This window comes from Nonomuraea sp. NPDC059194, from assembly GCF_042754765.1.
GTDB lineage: Bacteria > Actinomycetota > Actinomycetes > Streptosporangiales > Streptosporangiaceae > Nonomuraea.
Genome location: NZ_JBHZBH010000002.1, coordinates 178,791 through 195,515, shown reverse-complemented (window position 1 = coordinate 195,515; position 16,725 = coordinate 178,791). Strand labels below are relative to the sequence as shown.

Here is a 16,725-nt window from a genome sequence, read left to right as displayed (position 1 = left end):
TAGTGGTGGATTCGTGACGCTTTCTGTTGCACAGATAGACCGGGAGACAGACCAGCTCGTCGGCGAGTGGCTGACGCTCCCCGAAGTGGCCGACCGCCTCGATCTGACGATCGGGCGGGCCAAGCAGCTCCTGAAGGACCACAAGCTCCTCGGCGTACGGCGGGGCTCGGGCGGCCCGCAGGTGCCGGCGGTGTTCCTCGACGGCAACGAGGTGGTGAAGGGCCTGGCGGGCACGCTCACGCTGCTGCTCGACGCGGGCTACGACGACGCCGAGTCGCTGCGCTGGCTGTTCACCCCCGACGAGTCGCTGCCCGGCTCGCCCATCGACGCGATCAAGGCAGGTCGCCATACCGAGGTCAAGCGGCGTGCCCAAGCGCTCGGTTTCTGAGGCGAGGCTCTACCTCTGCACCGACGGCAGGAGGAAACGCGGCGACCTGGCCGACTTCCTCGACGCGGTGCTGAGCAACGGCGTCGACATCGTCCAGCTCAGGGAGAAGGGCCTGGAGGCGCGCGAGGAGCTCGCGCTCCTGGAGGTCTTCCGCGACGCGTGCGACCGCCATGGCAAGCTCATGGCGGTCAACGACCGGGCCGACATCGCCTTCGCGGCCCGCCCCGACATCCTCCACCTGGGCCAGGACGACCTGCCCGTGAGCGTCGCGCGAGAGATCCTCGGCGACGACATCCTCATCGGCAGGTCCACCCATTCGACTGCGGAGGCCTCGGCCGCCGCCGTCGAGGAGGGCGTCGACTACTACTGCTGCGGTCCGATCTGGCCCACCCCGACCAAGCCAGGACGGCCGGCGCCAGGCCCCGACCTGCTCAGGCACGCGGCCGCGCTCGGCGACCGTCCGTGGTTCGGCATCGGCGGCATCGACCTCGACAACCTTGAAGAGGTCAGGTCGTACGGCGTGCGCCGCGTCGTGGTGGTCAGGGCGATCACCGAGGCCGACGACCCAGGGGCGGCGGCCGCCGAGTTCGCCAAACGGCTGGCGTAACGGCTCTGTCGACGGCGGCCACCCCCGGGGCGAGCGGCTCTCAGGTCTTGCGGGTGGTGGCTGCCACCGCCAGCTCGGCCAGCGCGGCGCGGGCCTCGGCGGTGATCGGCGCGTCGTCGAGCGAGGTCAGCGCCTCCTCCAGGTAGGCGCCGATCATCTTCTCGCACGCCTCGAGCGCGCCGCTGCCCTCGATGATGCCGCGCAGCTTGGCCACCCCCTCCGCGTCGAGGTCGGGGTCGCCGAGCAGGCGGCGCACGGTCGCGGCGTCATCAGGGGTCGCCGCGGCCAGGGTGCGGGCGATGAGCATCGTGCGCTTGCCCTCGCGCAGGTCGTCGCCGGCCGGCTTGCCGGTCTCCACCGGGTCGCCGAACACGCCGAGGATGTCGTCGCGCAGCTGGAAGGCGATGCCGACGCGGTTGCCGTACTCGACGCACAGTTCGTCGATCCACGGCGCGCCGCCGCCCGCGGCGAGCGTCAGGCCGAGCCGCAGCGGCTGCTCCACCGAGTACTTGCCGCTCTTGTAGAGCGCCACCCGAAGCGCCGACTCGAAGGTGTTCTCGCCGTGGGCCTGCTCCAGCAGGTCGAGGTACTGCCCGCACATCAGCTCGGTGCGCATGTGATCGTGGAAGGGCTGGGTGACGGCCAGGTTGGGCAGGCCGCACGAGCGCCACATCTCGCCCGACCAGATCAGCAGCAGGTTGCCCAGCAGGATCGCCGCGCCCTCGCCGAACTGCTCGGCCGAGCCGTACCAGCCGCTCTTGTCGTGCAGGCGCTCGAAGCGACGGTGTGCCGAGGGCATGCCCCTGCGCAGGTCGCTCTTGTCCATGACGTCGTCGTGCACCAGCGCGCTGGCCTGCAGCAGCTCCAGCGAGGCGGCAGCGACGAAGATGCCGGGCTCGTCGGACCCGCCCGCCGCGCGCCATCCCCAGTAGCAGAAGGCGGGGCGCAGCCGCTTGCCGCCCGCGAGCAGCTCTCTGGCCGCGTTGAGCAGGGGGGCGAGGTCCGGGCCGCTGACGATGGGGCGTTGCCGGTCGAGGAACTCCCCGAGGGACCGATCCACCTCGGTGCGGAGGGTGTCCATGCTCATGCCATGAGAGTAACGGCCTGTAGCCGGCGTTTCGATCTCCCGCTCCCGCCATATGGACATGGCCGCGGCGCCCGGATCCATACCGGTAACCTTGGGATTATGGCTCTGGGTCGACCCTCCGTCCTTCCCGATCGCGTACCCACCGTCCGCGATCTGCTCGCCTCTGGCGGCCGTTCCTTCTCCTTCGAGTTCTTCCCGCCGAAGAACGAGGAGGGCGAGCGCCAGCTCTGGCGGTCCATCAGGGAGCTGGAGGCGCTGCGGCCGACCTTCGTGTCCGTGACGTACGGCGCGGGCGGCTCCACCAGAGACCGCACGGTCGACATCGTCGAGCGGCTGGCCCACGAGACCACGCTCACCCCTGTGGCGCATTTCACCGCCGTCAACCACTCCATCCGTGAGCTGCGTCACCTGGTCGGCCGCTTCGCCGACGCGGGGGTGCGCAATATCCTGGCCGTGCGCGGCGACCCGCCCGGCGACCCCAACGGCGAGTGGACCCAGCACCCGGAGGGCGTGCTCTACGCCGAGGAGCTGGTCAAGCTGATCCGCCAGGCCGGTGACTTCTGCGTCGGCGTCGCGGCCTTCCCCTACAAGCATCCGCGCTCGCCGTCCATCGAGAGCGACACCGAGTACTTCGTCAGGAAGTGCTCGTCGGGCGCCGACTACGCGATCACCCAGATGTTCTTCCGGGCCGACGACTACCTCAGGCTCAGAGACAGGGTGGTGGCGCGCGGCTGCGAGACGCCGATCATCCCGTGCATCATGCCCGTCACGAACATCGGCACGATCGCCAGGTCGGAGCAGCTGTCGGGAGCGCCCTTCCCGCCCGACGTGGCCGCCCGCTTCGAGGCCGTCGCCGACGACCCCGTGGCGGTGCGCAGGCTGGGCATCGACCTCGGGGCGGAGCTGTGCCAGCGGCTGCTCGACGAGGGCGCGCCCGGTGTCCACTTCATCACCTTCAACCGGTCGAGCGCGACGCGCGAGGTGTTCCAGCTGCTGCAGCCGGCGGCCCTGTCCGCTTGACGGGGCTCGGGGTCCTGGCCGTCGCCGTGACAGCGGCACCGGAGTCCTGCTGGGCGCGCGCCCGCGACGGGCGGCGCCCCGCGCGGTACGGCGGGCGCCAGACCGGCCTGCCGTACCGGATCGGGCTTGTCGTGCAGGATCAGCGGAGGGGGAGCGGCGCGCCCGCGATCGCGTAGTGCTCGTAGCCCCCGGGAAAGACGAACTGGGTGAGCAGGTCGGTGAAACCCACCGCCCGGTAGAGGTGACGGGCCGCCGTCGGCAGGTCGTGCGTCGACAGCACGGCCGAGCGCTCGGGCCGTCCCTCGCACAGGGCGTGGACGAGCGTCCTGCCGATGCCCTTGCCCTGGTAGTCGGGATGCACGTGGATCTCGGCCAGCTCCAGTGAGTCGCCGAGCCACGCGTCGGCCGCCTCGACGCCGGACTGCTCGCACAGCGCCCGGTAGACGACGTCGTGCCACCACTGTCCCGCCTGGCCGTGGAAGCCGTAGGCGAAGCCGACGGCGTGGCCGTCGGGCAGCTCGGCGAACAGGCACCGGAACGCGGGGTTGGCGCCGTGACCTCGCATGATCGCCTGCCGGCCGGTGATCTGCTCGACGGGCGGGTTCATGGCGGCGGTGTAGATGCCCATCACCGTGTCGAGACGGTGGGTGAACTCCGCAGTCCCCGTGCCGCGGATCTCGATCACTCGACCTCGACCGCCGTGCCGCCGGTGATGCGCACGAGCTCGTCGAACGTGGTGGGGAAGACGGTGTGCGGGTGCCCGCCCGCGGCCCACACCTCGTCGTGCTTGTCCAGCCAGGTGTCGACGAACGTGCGGATGGGGGAGGGATGCCCGACGGGCGCGACGCCGCCGATGGGCTGGCCCGTCGCCTCTCGCACGAACTCGGGAGTGGCCCTGCGCACCCGCTGAACCCCCGCCGTGCGGGCGATCAGCTCGACGTCCACGCGGTGCGCGCCGCTGGTCATGACCAGCAGGGGCGCGCCGTCGGCGTCGAAGATCAGGCTGTTGGCGATGGCGCCCACCTCGCAGCCGAGCTGGGCGGCCGCCGCGGTGGCCGTGGGCGCCGTTTCAGGCAGGACCACGATCTCTCCCGTGGCGCCGAGCTCACGCAGGGAAGATGCCACCCGAACAGCGTTCGGATGCAAGAACTTTTCGGGCATGCGCCCACTCTAAACAGATTGACCCAAGAATTGCCGGTCCGTGGTGGTGCGCTAGGGTCCTTTGATTCGATTGTTAATCATTTGAGGGGATGAATGGCATGGGAGCTCGACGCCGGCTCGGCCTGGCCACTCTCTTGACGGTGGGCACCGTCGTTCTCTCAGCGTGCGGGTCGGCCGTCCCGCACGAGACGCGCCCCGCCGCCGCGGTCGCGCGCGTCACCGCACCCGTCGCCGTCGCCGCAGCGGGCGCGGTCGCGGAGGTGGAGCGGTCCGTCACCGCGCCGGACAAGCCGCTGAAGCTCGGCTCCAAGGGCAGCGCGGTCATCTGGCTGCAGAAGCGGCTCAAGGAGCTCAGCTACATGCCGGGTAAGGCCGACGGCAGGTACGGCGGCACCACGCTCGCCGCGGTGTGGGCCTTCCAGAAGGTCAACGGGATCAAGCCGAGCAGCACCGTCGGCAGGCGCACCTGGAACGCGCTGGAGAACCCGAAGACGCCGCAGGTCCTGGTCAAGAACGGCAAGCCGACCAGGGTCGAGGTGAACCTCACCAAGCAGATCATGGTCTACTACGTCGACGACCAGGTGAAGCTGATCTCCCACACCTCCTCCGGCAGCGGCGTGCCGTACTGCGAGACGGCCGTGTGGCAGGGCAAGTCGCAGCGGTTCTGCGGGTCGGCGACCACGCCGGCGGGCAACTTCAGGACGACGTGGCGGGCGAAGGGCTGGCACAAGTCGTACCTGGGCCAGCTCTACAACCCGATCTTCTTCAATGGCGGCATCGCCTTCCACGGGGCGCTGTCGGTGCCGCTGTACCCGGCCTCGCACGGCTGCGTGCGGCTGCCGATGAACGTGGCCGAGGTGCTGCCGGGGATGCTCGGCAAGGGCGTGCCGGTGCACGTCCGCGGCCGCTTCAGGCGCTAACCCCGGCGTTCATCGTCCGCGCCCCGTGGCTCGTACGGCGGCGCGGACGATCGCGTCGGCGGCGTGATCGATCTCGCGGCCGGTCAGGTCCGCGCGGGCGCACAGCCGCAGCCGGGAGATCCCGTCGGGCACCGACGGCGGGCGGAAGCAGCCGACGGCGATCCCCGCGTCACGGCAGCTCGCCGCCCATCGCACGGCGGTCTCGGCGTCCTTGGCGCGCACCGACAGGACGCATGCCCGCGGGGGCGGTGCGTCCAGCCCGGCCTCGACGAGCCTGGCATGCAGCTCGCGGGCGACGCCGCGCGCCCGGGCCGCGAGCATGTCATCACGGCGTAGCACTCTCAGACCGGCCAGCGCGGCCGCGGTCGCCGCGGGCGCGAGGGCGGTGTCGAAGATGAACGTGCGGGCGGTGTTGACCAGGTGCTCGATCACTCTCGCGGGGCCGAGCACCGCCCCGCCCTGGCTGCCGAGCGCCTTGGACAGGGTGACCGTACAGACGAGGTCGGCGGCGCCCGCGAGCCCGGCCTCGGCCGCCGCTCCACGCCCGCCGGGACCCAGCACCCCGAACCCGTGCGCGTCGTCCACGATCACGGCCGCTCCCGCCCGCCTGCCGACGTGGGCGAGCTCGATCAGCGGCGCGGCGTCGCCGTCCACCGAGTAGACCGATTCGGTCAGGACGACGGCCGGACCGTCGTGGTGCTCCATGGCCGCGGCGAACGCGTCGGGATCGGCGTGGTCGACGACGACGGTCGTGGCCCTGGACAGCCGGCAGCCGTCGATCAGCGAGGCGTGGTTGTGCCGGTCGGCGGCCAGGAGCGTGCGAGGGCCCGTCAGCGCGGTGACAGCGGCCAGGTTGGCCGCGTAGCCGGAGGCGAAGACCAGCGCCGCCTCGAAGCCGGTGAAGTCCGCGAGCTCGGCCTCCAGGGCGGCGTGCAGCTCGGTGCTTCCGGTGACCAGCCGCGAACCCGTCGATCCCGCTCCCCATCGCAACGCCGCGTCGGCGGCGGCGCGCGTCACCTCCGGATGACGGGCCAGGCCCAGATAGTCGTTGCTGGCCAGGTCCAGCAGCGGCGAGTCGGCGGGCCGCGGGCGCAGCGCGCGGACCAGGCCCGCGCGGCGGCGCGCCGCGGCCTGGAGGTCCATCCAGTCGAACGGGTCAGAGCTCATGGCCGCGGAATCTAGTCCGGCCGGGCGCGCGCCGCGCGTGCGGTGATCCACAAAGTTCGGTCGGTGGCGCTGTCCTGTTCGCTCATTGGTCGCAGGGGCGGCCGCGACGGAAGATCGACGGCATGGATCTGCTGACCACGCTGGTGGACAAGGGACTGAACGGCCGGCCGCCGACCCGCGAGGAGGCGCTGGCGGTGCTGGCCACCTCCGACGACGAACTGCTCGACGTCGTGGCCGCGGCGGGAAAGGTGCGCAGGAGGTGGTTCGGCCGCAGGGTCAAGCTGAACTACCTGGTCAACCTGAAGTCGGGGCTGTGCCCCGAAGACTGCTCGTACTGCTCGCAGCGGCTGGGCTCCACCGCAGGGATCCTCACCTACACCTGGCTCAAACCGCACCAGGCGGCCGACGCCGCCGCGGCGGGTACGGCCGGCGGCGCCACCCGGGTCTGCCTGGTGGCCAGCGGGCGCGGACCCACCGACAGGGACGTCGAGCGGGTCGCCGCCGCCATCGCCGCGATCAGGGAACGCGACCAGGACGTGGAGATCTGCGCCTGCCTCGGCCTGCTGTCCGAGGGACAGGCGGCCCGGCTGCGTGAGGCGGGGGTGCACGCCTACAACCACAACCTCAACACCTCCGAGGAGGTGTACGGCGACATCTGCACCACGCACACCTTCGAGGACCGGGCCGAGACGGTCGGCCGCGCCCGCGCGGCGGGCCTGTCGGCCTGCTCCGGCCTGATCGCGGGGATGGGCGAGAGCGACGCCGACCTGGTGGACGTGGCCTTCGCGCTGCGTGAGCTGGATGTGGATTCGGTGCCGGTGAACTTCCTGATCCCCTTCGAGGGGACCCCGCTGTCGCAGACGTGGACGTTGACCCCGCAGCGGTGCCTGCGGATCCTGGCGATGGTGCGGTTCGTCTGCCCCGACGTGGAGGTGCGCCTGGCCGGGGGCCGCGAGATCCACCTGCGCAGCCTGCAGCCGTTCGCGCTCCACGTGGTGAACTCGATCTTCCTCGGCGACTACCTGACCAGCGAGGGGCAGCCGGGCAAGGCCGACCTGGACATGATCGCCGACGCCGGTTTCGAGGTGGAGGCGGCGGGGTCGGCCACGCTGCCCGAGCACCGCCGCGAGGCTCACGCCGATTCGGTGGCGCTGCGCCGCCGCGGTGCCGGCACCGACCTGCCGCCCAATGCGTGACGTGCGGCGGCTGCGGGAGCTGGACCGCCGCCATGTCTGGCACCCTTACGCGCCCATGCCGGGCATCGAGCCGCCCCTGCTGGTCGAGTCGGCGGCGGGGGTGCGGCTGCGGCTGGCCCAGCCGATCGAGGGTCAGGTCGAGCTGGTGGACGCGATGTCCTCCTGGTGGGCCGCCATCCACGGGTACGGGCATCCCGTCCTGGACGCGGCGGTGCGTGACCAGCTGGGCCGGATGAGCCACGTGATGTTCGGCGGGCTCACCCACGAGCCCGCGATACGGCTGGCCGCCCGCCTCGCCGAGATCACCCCCGACCCGCTGGAACACGTCTTCCTGGCCGACTCGGGCTCGGTCGCGGTCGAGGTGGCGGTCAAGATGTGCCTGCAGTACTGGCGCTCCCTCGGCCACCGGGGCAAGCACCGCCTGCTGACCTGGCGCGGCGGGTATCACGGAGACACCTTCCAGCCGATGTCCGTCTGCGATCCCGAAGGCGGCATGCACTCACTGTGGACCGGCGTCCTGCCCCGCCAGGTCTTCGCCGACGCCCCTCCCACCGGGTTCGACACCGAACCCGACCTCGCCTACACCGCGCACCTGGCCGAGTTGATCGAACGGCACGCGCACGAGCTGGCGGCCGTCATCGTCGAGCCGGTGGTGCAGAACGCGGGCGGCATGCGCTTCCTGTCACCCGGCTATCTGCGGGTGCTGCGCGAGCTGTGCGACGCCCACGGGGTCCTGCTGGTGTTCGACGAGATCGCCACCGGTTTCGGCAGGACCGGCGCGCTGTTCGCGGCCGACCACGCCGGTGTGGCGCCGGACGTGATGTGCGTGGGCAAGGCGCTCACCGGCGGCTACCTCACCATGGCCGCCGCCCTGTGCACGTCCGAGGTGGCGTGCGGCATCAGCCGCGGCGACTTCCCCGTGCTCGCTCACGGCCCCACCTTCATGGCCAACCCGCTGGCCGCCGCCGTCGCCAACGCCTCGCTCGACCTGCTGTCGGACCAGGCGTGGGAGCGGCAGGTCGACCGGATCGAGAAGGGGCTGCGAACCGGGCTGGCCCCCGCCCGCGAGCTGAGCGGGGTGCGTGACGTCAGGGTGCTCGGCGCCATCGGCGTCATCCAGCTCGACCACGAGGTCGACAGGACCGCCGCCACGCGCGCCGCCGCGCGTCACGGCGTGTGGATCCGCCCGTTCCGCGACCTCGTCTACACCATGCCGCCCTACGTCGTCGACGACACCGACCTGGCCCGGATCACGACCGCACTGACGGCGGCCGCGGCCGCGGGATGACCTTCGCAGGAGAGAGCCCATGAGCGTGCTCGCCGTCACCGGCACCGGCACCGAGATCGGCAAGACCGTGGTCACCGCCGCCATCGCCGCACTGGCGATCGCGGCAGGGCGCGGCGTCGCCGTACTGAAACCAGCTCAGACCGGCCTGGCCGCGGGCGAGCTCTGCGACATCGCCGTACTGAAACCGGCTCGGAGCGGCCCGGCTCCCAGCGAGCTTTGCGACATCGCCGCGGTGAAGGCGGCTCAGACCGGCCTGGCCGCGGGCGAGCTCTGCGACGTCGACCAGGTCGCCCGCCTCGCGGGACCCGTGACCCGTCGCGAGCTGGCGCGCTACCCCGAACCGCTCGCCCCCGCCACCGCCGCCCGCCGCAGCGGGCTGCCGGTCGTGCGCCCCCGTCAGGCGGCCGAAGCAGCCGCCGAGCTGGCTGAGGACCACGACCTCGTCCTGGTCGAAGGCGCGGGGGGCCTGCTGGTCCGCTACGACGACGAGGGCGCCACCTTCGCCGACGTGGTGGCGGAACTCGGTGACCTGGGTGTCGACGTCACCGTCCTGGTCGTCACCACCGCGGGACTCGGCACCCTGAACACCACGGCCCTGACCGCCGAGGCGCTGAGGGCGCGCGGCCTTCCCCTCCGCGGCCTGGTCATCGGCAGCTGGCCCACCGCGCCCGATCTGGCGGCCCGCTGCAACCTCGCCGACCTTCCCGCCGTCGCGGACGCGCCGCTCCTGGGTGCCCTGCCGCAGGGTTGCGCGAACGGCGACCGCGAGAGCTTCCTGGCCACCGCCCGAACCGCTCTGGCGGGGCAGCTCGGCGGCACATGGGACGCCGCCGCCTTCACGGCCGAACACGCCCCCTGATCGGAGGGCGGGTTCCCTGACACGCGTCCTTCACGGCCGAACACGCCCCTGCGGCTCCCCGATCTGAGGGCGGGTCCCACTGACACGGGACGCGCCGAACCGACCTGTGCCTTCGTGAGGACCCGCGCCTTCGTGAGGACCTGTGCCTTCGTGAGGACCCGCGTGGGGATCCCTGCCCTGGCCCCGGGTGCCTGGCCGGTCGTGGGGCCGTCGGCGCGCAGGAGCGGGGTGTCAGACGGTCTCTCTCGCGGGGTGGCTCAGCGAGTCGAGGCCGCTGGCGACGACCTGGGCCGCCCTGCGCACCGCCGCCCACGCCTGCGGGTACGGCTCGCCCTTGGCCAGGCTCATGACGGCCGCCAGCTTCGCCGCGCCGACCATCGCCCCCACAGCCGCCGCCGCCGACACCGGGTCGAGCTCGTCCGGATAGGCGGCGCACAGGGCGTCGGCCATCCGTTGCTGGCTCTCGAACAGCAGGTGCAGCGCCCTCGCCTGGAGCGCGGGCACCGTCATCACCAGCCGGAAGCGCTCGGTCGCGAGCCGGTGGGCGAGGTCGTCCTCCCAGCTGACGCTTGCTTCGACCACCCGCAACAGCAGCAGCGCCACCGACTCGCCCTCCTCCCTCCGGCCGACGATGGCGAGGGTCCGTTCGAGTCGCTCCTCGGCGTCGAAGAAGACGACGTCCTCCTTGCCGGCGAAGTAGCTGAAGAACGTGCGGGTCGACACCTCGGCCGAGGCGGCTATCTCCGCGAGAGTGGTCTGCTCGAACCCCTTCTCGGCGAACAGCCGCATCGCGCCCTCGACGAGCGCCCGCCTGGTCTTCGCCTTTTTGCGCGCTCTGAGCCCAGCCTCGTCCATCATGCAACCAATGTATTGCACTGATTGAATTTTTGCATTCGGTGATGTTTTCTGGGAGGAGTGCGGATCTCACGAAGGAGTACGGCATGTCCTACCCGATGACCCGTCAGCGCACGTTCGACCCGCCCGACGAGCTGTTCGACGACCCCGCGCCGGTGCGGCCGCTGACGTTCGCGGACGGGCACCAGGGCTGGCTCGTGACAGGGCACGCGGCGGGCCGTGCCGTACTGGCCGATCCTCGGTTCAGCAACAACCCCCGGCGCATGCATCCGCTCCTCGCGTCGCGGCGGCTGCCGGAGGGGGAGGTGCCGCCGGGGTTCTTCCTCCGCATGGACGCGCCCGACCACACGCACTACCGGCGGCTACTCACCGGGCAGTTCACCGTGCGCAGGATGAACCTGCTCAAGTCCCGCATCGAGGAGATCGCCGCCGACTGCCTCGACGACATGGAACGCCAGGGGCCGCCCACCGACCTGGTGCGGTCCTTCGCGCTGCCGATCCCCTCGCTGGTCATCTGCGAGCTGCTCGGCGTGCCGTACGAGGACAGGGAGCAGTTCCAGCGCGACTCGTCGCGGCTGCTGCGACTGGAGAGCTCGCCCGAGGAACTCGCGGCGACGGTCGGCGACCTGATCAAGTACGTCTACACCCTCATCGAGCGCAAGCGCGCCGAGCCGGGGAACGACATGCTCACCGGGCTGATCGGCGGGGGCGAGCTGAACGACGACGAGATCGCGGGCATGGGCTTCCTGCTGCTGGTGGCGGGGCACGAGACCACCGCCAACATGCTCGGGCTCGGCACGTTCGCGCTGCTGCAGAACCCCGAACAGCTCGCGCTCGTCCGCGACGACCCCTCAGTGATCGACAACGCGGTGGAGGAACTGCTGCGCTACCTGTCGATCATCCACTTCGGCCCGATGAGGACCGCGACGGAGGACGTCACCGTCGACGGCACCCTCATCAGGGCGGGAGACTGCGTCGCGCTGTCCATCCCCGCCGCCAACCGCGACCCCGGGCGCTTCCCCGACCCCGCCGTCCTGGACGTACGGCGGCCCGCGAGCGGCCACCTGACCTTCGGGCACGGCATCCACCAGTGCCTCGGCCAGCAGCTGGCCAGGATCGAGATGCGCGTCGCCTACCCCGCGCTGCTCAGGCGCTTCCCCACGTTGCGGCTGGCGGTCCCGGCCGAGGAGGTTCCCATGCGAACGGACATGAGCATCTACGGCGTCCACTCCCTGCGGGTGGCGTGGTGAAGGTCAACGCCGACAGGAGTGTCTGCATCGGGGCGGGCATGTGCGTGCTGACCGCGCCGCTGGTCTTCGACCAGGACGAGGACGAGGGGCTGGTCGTGCTGAAGGTCGCCGAGGTGCCTCCCGAGGCCGAGGCCGCGGTCGCCCGCGCGCTCACGCTGTGCCCTTCCGGCGCCCTCACCCGCGCGGACCAGACTCCCTGAGCCACCCGTATTCGCAGACCTACGTGTACGCGAACGGCCGTCCGGCTTCTCTGTCCGCGCTCGTGCCGCGCTCGCGCCATGCCCGCCCTGGTCGGGCCGCGGGCGCCCGGAGGACCTTCCCGGCGGCGACACTCCGGGGGTTCCGTCGTTTCCGCAGGTGAGGCGCAGTGATCGAACCTGTGTTCGCGGAATCGGTTGACATTCAAGGTCATCGAAATTATGTTCGACGGAGTGACGTGAGGCTCGCGGCTCACGTCGAAGAGCCTGGTCGCGGGTTCCCGCTACCCCCATGCGGGGCCCGCGGTCAGGTTCCACGGGCGAAAGGCACGTCCTCGTCGTCGGCGGAGACGAGTGGGCGCGCCTTGACCGGACGGGGAGAGGGGAAGCTCCTCGTCCGGTCGCCCGGCGGAAATGTCGGTGGGGTCTGCCAGTGTTGGCTTCACCGGCGGAAACGCCGGGAGCCGCCAAGACCCCTCAAAGGAGGCTGGCATGACGACAAGGCTCAGCGACCCGCGCGGGCCCCGCCTGTCGCCCGCAGTCAGGGCGCACCTCACCGACTCACGGACCTGCCTGGCCGACGCAGTGACGGCCCGCACCCCCGCCGCCCGCTACATCGCCGCGCACCTCGCCGCCCTGCGCGCGGCGGCGGCGATCCTCGCCGCCCGTCCCCGCCCGATGGAGGGGCGCAGGCGCAGGCTGCGCAGCGCGTGGGAGTTGCTGCCCGAGGTCGAGCCCAGGCTCGCCGAGTGGGCGGCTTACTTCTCCGTCAGCGCCGAAAAGCGCGCCGCCGCCGAGGCAGGCATGGTGCGCGGCGTGACGCTTGCCGACGCCGACGAGCTGGTGGCCGAGGCGGAGACGTTCGTCTCGACGGTCGAGGAGCTCCTCGACATCCCTGGGCAACCGGCCCTTCCCGTCCACATCCCCCTGGCAGGCTGAGAGCCCCCAACCCCCTCGGTGAGCCAGGGCATCGTCGCGATCAAGCCCGCGTCCGCCTCGACGGATGGGGGCTGAGAGCCTCCATCCCCCCGGTGAGACCCCAGGCCCTCGGCGCGGTGCGAGGCCCGTGACCCTGGCGGGCTGGGGGACCACCTACCCCTGGCGGGTCGAAGGACCGCCTGTCCGGGCGCGAAAAGCAGCCCGCGCCCTGGCGTTGCTCAGTGGCCCCGGCCAGGCCAAGAGACCCGTTCCTCCGGCACCCGGACGCCTGGCAGGCCGAGAGCCCCTGAACCCTGGCCGGTCGAGAAACCCGAATGCTGGGTTGAGGAGCCCAGCGCCACCGCCAGGTCGGGAAACCCCGGCACCCGAACGCTTGGCAGGTCGAGAACCCCCTAGCCGGTCGAGAACCCCCAATGCTGGAAGGTTGAGGAGCCCAGCACCATCGGCAGGTCGAGAAACCCGAATGCTGGTGCTTGAGGAGCGCAGCACCACCGGCAGGTCGGGAAACCCCGGTACCTGAACGCCTGACACGGTGAGACCCCGGATCTCTGGCTTCACCTGCGGCAGGGCGCGTCATTCTCGTCGGTGGGAGGGTGAAACGCCTCGCGGGTCGTCCGGCTCGGCCGCCGTGCTTGCGCTTGGGGCAGCGCTGCCGGGTGCCGCCCTCTGGCGAGCCGCGGATGTGAGCTACGGCGCCGCCGCGGTCGTCCGCCAACCGCGCGGGGTTGGCAAGATCGCGGTGGTGGAGGGCCGCCCTATGCTTCTGACATGCAGCCCGGTCCCCTCATCGGCTCCGGCCGTACCGCGGATGTGTTCGCGGTCGACGACGCATGGGTCCTGCGCCGTTACCGAGATGGTCGCGACGCCTCCGCCGAAGCGGCCGTGATGTCCCACGTCTTCCGCCACGGCTATCCGGTCCCGCGCGTCGACCCCGGCGCGAACGGTGATTACGGCTATCCGGTCCCGCGGGTCTACCCCGGCGCGAACGGCGATCATGGCCGTGCGGCGTCGGGAGCCGACCTCAGCGCGAACGGTGATCTCGGCTGTGCGGCGTCGGGCGTCGGCCCGCGCGCGAACGGCGATCTGCTCGTGGAACGGCTGTCCGGCCCGACCATGGCCGAAGCGCTCCAGGACGGCGTGATCACCTCGGGCGAGGCCGGCGAGGCACTCGCCGGGTTGCTGCACCGTCTGCACGCCCTCCCCCCGCTGGACGCGACCGGTCCGGCGGGCAGCGTCCTGCACCTCGACCTGCATCCGGAGAACGTGCTGCTGACGCCACGCGGGCCGGTGGTGATCGACTGGGCCGACGCCAGGCAGGGACCGCCCGCGCTGGACTGGGGGATGTCGGTGCTGATCCTGGCGGAGGTCGCGGTGGGTCCGCGGGTCGAGGCGCCAGTGGCCCGCGCGGTCCTGGCCAGTCTGCTCGGCGCAGCAGCCTCGCAGGTGGTGGATCTCGACGGGGCCCTGGCGATCCGATCAGCCAACCCGACGCTGGGGCGCCGAGAAGGAGCGCCTTGTCGGAGCCGCAGCGCTGGCGCGCGATCTGCGTCGGCTCACCGGATTCCCTGAGCCACCTGCCTGAACTGCGTGAACGAGCTGCGGCGGCTGACGTGGCCGCTGCTCACCCGGCTCCGTCAACCACCAACTGCGGGCACACGCGGCGCGAGCCCCGGCTCGGTTCCCTGGACCACCTGCTTGAACTCCGGGCACGCGACGAGCGGGTCATGGGTGCACGAGGCCGCGTGGCGGAGGCTGTCGCGCATCCTGGTGAGCCGCTCGATGCGTTCGTCCAGCTCGCTCGCCTTCTCCGCGATCCGTTCGCGCAGCGCCTCGTCGGACGGTTTGGCGTGCAGCAGCCGGCCGATCTCCGTCAGCGTGAACCCCGCGCTCCTCGCGCAGGCGATCAACGCCAGCCGGCTGAGCGTCTCCGGCTCGTACGTGCGCCGCAGACCGTTCCGCCCCGTCGCGCTGATCAGCCCCTTGCGCTCGTAGAACCGCAGCGCCGAGGGCGCCAGACCGGACCGCTGGGCCACCTCGCCGATGTCGAGCAGCACCCGTGACGCCCCCTTGACTTGAACCGCGCTTCAAGTCGCAGTCTAGGTCCATGACGAAAGTTCACCATCTGAACCTAGCCTCCATGCGCACCGTCGACCCCACCTACGCAGGACTCGAGCCAGCCGCCGCCGTCAGCCACGCGCTGCTGGTCGAGACCGACGTCCACGGCCTCGTCCTGGTCGAGACGGGCCTCGGCGTCGACTCGGTCGAACAGCCGGGCCGGGTCCTCGACCCGGAGTGGGTGGAACTGGTCGCCCCCCGGCTCGACAGGGGCGAGACCGCCCTCCGCCGGCTCGCCGACCTCGGCCACGATCCGGCGGACGTGCGCCACATCGTGCTCACCCACCTCGACGTCGACCACGCGGGCGGGCTGCCCGACTTCCCCGAGGCCGAGGTGCACGTCCTGGCGGCCGAGCACGCCGCGGCGATGGCCGGGGCCCCGAGCCGCCGCTACCGTCCCGCTCACTGGTCGCACGGGCCCATCTGGCAGCTGTACGGCACGGGCGCGGGGGAGGAGTGGTACGGCTTCGCGGGCACCCAGCCACTACGCGGCCTGACGGACGACTTCCTGCTGGTGCCACTGGGCGGACACACCGCCGGGCACGCCGCCGTGGCCGTCAGGGACGGCGACGGCTGGTGGCTGCACGCGGGCGACGCGTACTTCTACCACAGGGAAGTCGACCCCGCGGAGCCCGAGTCGCACCCCCTGTTCGACATCGTGCAACTCGACTCGCAGGTGGACGGCGAGCTGCGGATCGCCAACCAGGAACGGTTGCGGGAGCTGGTGCGCGACCACGCCGACGAGGTGCGGGTGTTCTCCGCGCACGACCCGTGGGAGTTCGCCCGCCACGCAGGCGCCTGACCCCGCGTCGTCCCGCCGCGCGGACCTGCGATCCGTACGGCGCGCGCAGCTCGACTCGCTCGTCGTCGGCCATCGCGAGCACCCGCGGGTCCGCGGGAAGCCGGGGTGCCGGGGTGCGGGGATGCGGGGGTGCGGGGATGCGGGAATGCCGGGGATGCGGGGATGCGGGAATGCCGGGGATGCGGGAATGCCGGGATGCCGGGGAAGTCGGGAAGCCGCGAGACCCCGTCAAGGCAGGTGTGCGAAAGGGCGCCTCCCGAAGCCTCCGGGAAGCGCCCTTTCGACCAGCCTTAGAAGGACTCGACGGCCCTGCGGGCCTCGGCGTCCAGCACACCCCAGCTGATGAGCTCCTCGGTCAGCTCACTGGGCGACTTGTCATAGATGACGGCAAGCGAACGCAGGTCCTCCTGACGGATCGAAAGGACCTTGCCGTTGTAGTCGCCACGCTGGCTCTGGATGGTGGCCGCGTAGCGCGCCAGGGCTCCCGCCTTCTCCTTGGGCAGCGTCGCCAGGCGCTCCAGGTCGATGACAAGCTTCGGCGTCGGCCCGAGCGGGCTGGGCGCCGCACCCCCGGGCAGCAGTTCGGAAACCGGCACGCCGTAGAAATCGGCAAGCTCGGCAAGCTTCTGCACCGTGACCGCCCGGTCGCCACGCTCGTAGGAACCCACGACGACGGCCTTCCAGCGTCCACGCGACTTCTCTTCGACTCCGTGCAGGGACAGGCCCTGCTGGGTGCGGATGGCGCGGAGTCGTGCACCCAGCGACTTGGCGTACTCAGACGGCATCGTGTGGCCCCCCGGCTCGTGTATGTGCTGCTCTCAGTAGATTGTGCTCCCTTGCGACGAATGCCTGGACCACCGGGGGGTGGGTGCCT

19 protein-coding genes are annotated in these 16,725 nt (G+C 71.5%); 12 read left to right on the top strand and 7 right to left on the bottom strand.

Annotation, left to right across the window (positions count from 1 at the left end):
- Window positions 1–13 precede the first annotated feature (13 nt).
- Complete coding sequence (locus tag ACFXJ8_RS03615; protein ID WP_379642225.1) at window positions 14–388, top strand: Rv2175c family DNA-binding protein; 375 nt, start codon at window positions 14–16, stop codon at window positions 386–388.
- Window positions 366–995: a thiamine phosphate synthase gene (gene thiE, locus ACFXJ8_RS03610; protein WP_379642224.1), complete on the top strand. Its 630-nt coding sequence runs from the start codon at window positions 366–368 to the stop codon at window positions 993–995. Before ACFXJ8_RS03615 ends, thiE begins: the two co-directional genes overlap by 23 nt.
- A 40-nt stretch (window positions 996–1,035) precedes the next feature.
- On the opposite strand, the gene ACFXJ8_RS03605 is transcribed toward thiE, so the two are convergent.
- On the bottom strand, window positions 1,036–2,082 hold the full coding sequence (locus ACFXJ8_RS03605) for a polyprenyl synthetase family protein (protein ID WP_379642223.1): 1,047 nt from the start codon (window positions 2,080–2,082) through the stop codon (window positions 1,036–1,038).
- Window positions 2,083–2,181: 99 nt separating this feature from the next.
- Here ACFXJ8_RS03605 and metF point away from each other — a divergent pair, with 99 nt between their 5' ends.
- Window positions 2,182–3,102, top strand: a complete 921-nt coding sequence (gene metF / locus ACFXJ8_RS03600) for a methylenetetrahydrofolate reductase [NAD(P)H] (RefSeq protein WP_379642222.1) — start codon at window positions 2,182–2,184, stop codon at window positions 3,100–3,102.
- Between the two features lie 139 nt (window positions 3,103–3,241).
- Here metF and ACFXJ8_RS03595 read toward each other — a convergent pair whose 3' ends face one another.
- On the bottom strand, window positions 3,242–3,787 hold the full coding sequence (locus ACFXJ8_RS03595; protein WP_379642221.1) for a GNAT family N-acetyltransferase: 546 nt from the start codon (window positions 3,785–3,787) through the stop codon (window positions 3,242–3,244).
- A complete protein-coding gene (locus tag ACFXJ8_RS03590; RefSeq protein WP_379642220.1) occupies window positions 3,784–4,263 on the bottom strand; it encodes a YbaK/EbsC family protein in 480 nt (159 codons plus the stop codon). Before ACFXJ8_RS03590 ends, ACFXJ8_RS03595 begins: the two co-directional genes overlap by 4 nt.
- Window positions 4,264–4,361: 98 nt before the next feature.
- Between ACFXJ8_RS03590 and ACFXJ8_RS03585 the strand changes: the two genes are divergently transcribed.
- Window positions 4,362–5,183 (top strand): peptidoglycan-binding protein, encoded by an 822-nt coding sequence (locus ACFXJ8_RS03585; protein ID WP_379642219.1) that lies wholly within the window; start codon window positions 4,362–4,364, stop codon window positions 5,181–5,183.
- 9 nt (window positions 5,184–5,192) lie between these two features.
- Here the strand turns inward: ACFXJ8_RS03585 and ACFXJ8_RS03580 are convergent, their stop codons facing one another.
- A complete protein-coding gene (locus ACFXJ8_RS03580; protein ID WP_379642218.1) occupies window positions 5,193–6,350 on the bottom strand; it encodes an 8-amino-7-oxononanoate synthase in 1,158 nt (385 codons plus the stop codon).
- Between the two features lie 122 nt (window positions 6,351–6,472).
- Between ACFXJ8_RS03580 and bioB the strand changes: the two genes are divergently transcribed.
- The 3 genes from bioB to bioD are packed head-to-tail and all read left to right on the top strand — an operon-like array spanning window position 6,473 to window position 9,693.
- Entirely contained in the window at window positions 6,473–7,546 is a 1,074-nt protein-coding gene (gene bioB / locus ACFXJ8_RS03575; RefSeq protein ID WP_379642217.1) for a biotin synthase BioB, read from the top strand.
- Window positions 7,539–8,834, top strand: a complete 1,296-nt coding sequence (locus ACFXJ8_RS03570) for an adenosylmethionine--8-amino-7-oxononanoate transaminase (protein WP_379642216.1) — start codon at window positions 7,539–7,541, stop codon at window positions 8,832–8,834. Before bioB ends, ACFXJ8_RS03570 begins: the two co-directional genes overlap by 8 nt.
- 19 nt (window positions 8,835–8,853) lie before the next feature.
- Window positions 8,854–9,693, top strand: coding sequence for an ATP-dependent dethiobiotin synthetase BioD (gene bioD / locus ACFXJ8_RS03565; RefSeq protein WP_379642215.1), 840 nt, complete (start codon window positions 8,854–8,856; stop codon window positions 9,691–9,693).
- 231 nt (window positions 9,694–9,924) lie between these two features.
- Here the strand turns inward: bioD and ACFXJ8_RS03560 are convergent, their stop codons facing one another.
- A complete protein-coding gene (locus tag ACFXJ8_RS03560; RefSeq protein WP_379642214.1) occupies window positions 9,925–10,551 on the bottom strand; it encodes a TetR/AcrR family transcriptional regulator in 627 nt (208 codons plus the stop codon).
- Window positions 10,552–10,634: 83 nt separating this feature from the next.
- On the opposite strand from ACFXJ8_RS03560, the gene ACFXJ8_RS03555 reads away from it, so the two are divergent.
- From ACFXJ8_RS03555 to ACFXJ8_RS03540, 4 genes are all read left to right on the top strand, one after another.
- Window positions 10,635–11,798 (top strand): cytochrome P450, encoded by a 1,164-nt coding sequence (locus ACFXJ8_RS03555; protein WP_379642213.1) that lies wholly within the window; start codon window positions 10,635–10,637, stop codon window positions 11,796–11,798.
- The gene (locus ACFXJ8_RS03550; protein WP_379642212.1) at window positions 11,795–11,998 is read left to right on the top strand and encodes a ferredoxin; all 204 of its coding nucleotides are present in this window, start codon (window positions 11,795–11,797) and stop codon (window positions 11,996–11,998) included. The genes ACFXJ8_RS03555 and ACFXJ8_RS03550 overlap by 4 nt, the downstream gene beginning before the upstream one ends.
- Before the next feature lie 489 nt (window positions 11,999–12,487).
- Window positions 12,488–12,934, top strand: a complete 447-nt coding sequence (locus tag ACFXJ8_RS03545) for an SAV_6107 family HEPN domain-containing protein (protein ID WP_379642211.1) — start codon at window positions 12,488–12,490, stop codon at window positions 12,932–12,934.
- Window positions 12,935–13,702: 768 nt separating this feature from the next.
- Entirely contained in the window at window positions 13,703–14,503 is an 801-nt protein-coding gene (locus ACFXJ8_RS03540) for a phosphotransferase (protein ID WP_379642210.1), read from the top strand.
- 65 nt (window positions 14,504–14,568) lie between these two features.
- Here the strand turns inward: ACFXJ8_RS03540 and ACFXJ8_RS03535 are convergent, their stop codons facing one another.
- Window positions 14,569–14,988 carry a MerR family transcriptional regulator gene (locus ACFXJ8_RS03535; RefSeq protein ID WP_379642209.1) on the bottom strand — a complete coding sequence of 140 codons (420 nt, stop codon included), beginning with the start codon at window positions 14,986–14,988 and terminating at the stop codon, window positions 14,569–14,571.
- Window positions 14,989–15,071: 83 nt separating this feature from the next.
- Between ACFXJ8_RS03535 and ACFXJ8_RS03530 the strand changes: the two genes are divergently transcribed.
- Window positions 15,072–15,851: an MBL fold metallo-hydrolase gene (locus ACFXJ8_RS03530; protein WP_379642208.1), complete on the top strand. Its 780-nt coding sequence runs from the start codon at window positions 15,072–15,074 to the stop codon at window positions 15,849–15,851.
- A 290-nt stretch (window positions 15,852–16,141) separates the two neighbouring features.
- On the opposite strand, the gene ACFXJ8_RS03525 is transcribed toward ACFXJ8_RS03530, so the two are convergent.
- Window positions 16,142–16,636: a transcriptional regulator gene (locus ACFXJ8_RS03525; RefSeq protein WP_026214021.1), complete on the bottom strand. Its 495-nt coding sequence runs from the start codon at window positions 16,634–16,636 to the stop codon at window positions 16,142–16,144.
- Window positions 16,637–16,725: the final 89 nt, after the last annotated feature.

What these genes read in the sequence shown, in the direction of transcription:
- ACFXJ8_RS03605 (WP_379642223.1), bottom strand. Translation starts at nt 2,082, where the DNA reads ATGAGCATGGACACCCTCCGCACCGAGGTGGATCGGTCCCTCGGGGAG.
- metF (WP_379642222.1), top strand. Translation starts at nt 2,182, where the DNA reads ATGGCTCTGGGTCGACCCTCCGTCCTTCCCGATCGCGTACCCACCGTC.
- ACFXJ8_RS03590 (WP_379642220.1), bottom strand. Translation starts at nt 4,263, where the DNA reads ATGCCCGAAAAGTTCTTGCATCCGAACGCTGTTCGGGTGGCATCTTCC.
- ACFXJ8_RS03585 (WP_379642219.1), top strand. Translation starts at nt 4,362, where the DNA reads ATGGGAGCTCGACGCCGGCTCGGCCTGGCCACTCTCTTGACGGTGGGC.
- ACFXJ8_RS03580 (WP_379642218.1), bottom strand. Translation starts at nt 6,350, where the DNA reads ATGAGCTCTGACCCGTTCGACTGGATGGACCTCCAGGCCGCGGCGCGC.
- bioB (WP_379642217.1), top strand. Translation starts at nt 6,473, where the DNA reads ATGGATCTGCTGACCACGCTGGTGGACAAGGGACTGAACGGCCGGCCG.
- ACFXJ8_RS03570 (WP_379642216.1), top strand. Translation starts at nt 7,539, where the DNA reads ATGCGTGACGTGCGGCGGCTGCGGGAGCTGGACCGCCGCCATGTCTGG.
- bioD (WP_379642215.1), top strand. Translation starts at nt 8,854, where the DNA reads ATGAGCGTGCTCGCCGTCACCGGCACCGGCACCGAGATCGGCAAGACC.
- ACFXJ8_RS03560 (WP_379642214.1), bottom strand. Translation starts at nt 10,551, where the DNA reads ATGATGGACGAGGCTGGGCTCAGAGCGCGCAAAAAGGCGAAGACCAGG.
- ACFXJ8_RS03555 (WP_379642213.1), top strand. Translation starts at nt 10,635, where the DNA reads ATGTCCTACCCGATGACCCGTCAGCGCACGTTCGACCCGCCCGACGAG.
- ACFXJ8_RS03545 (WP_379642211.1), top strand. Translation starts at nt 12,488, where the DNA reads ATGACGACAAGGCTCAGCGACCCGCGCGGGCCCCGCCTGTCGCCCGCA.
- ACFXJ8_RS03540 (WP_379642210.1), top strand. Translation starts at nt 13,703, where the DNA reads ATGCAGCCCGGTCCCCTCATCGGCTCCGGCCGTACCGCGGATGTGTTC.
- ACFXJ8_RS03530 (WP_379642208.1), top strand. Translation starts at nt 15,072, where the DNA reads ATGCGCACCGTCGACCCCACCTACGCAGGACTCGAGCCAGCCGCCGCC.
- ACFXJ8_RS03525 (WP_026214021.1), bottom strand. Translation starts at nt 16,636, where the DNA reads ATGCCGTCTGAGTACGCCAAGTCGCTGGGTGCACGACTCCGCGCCATC.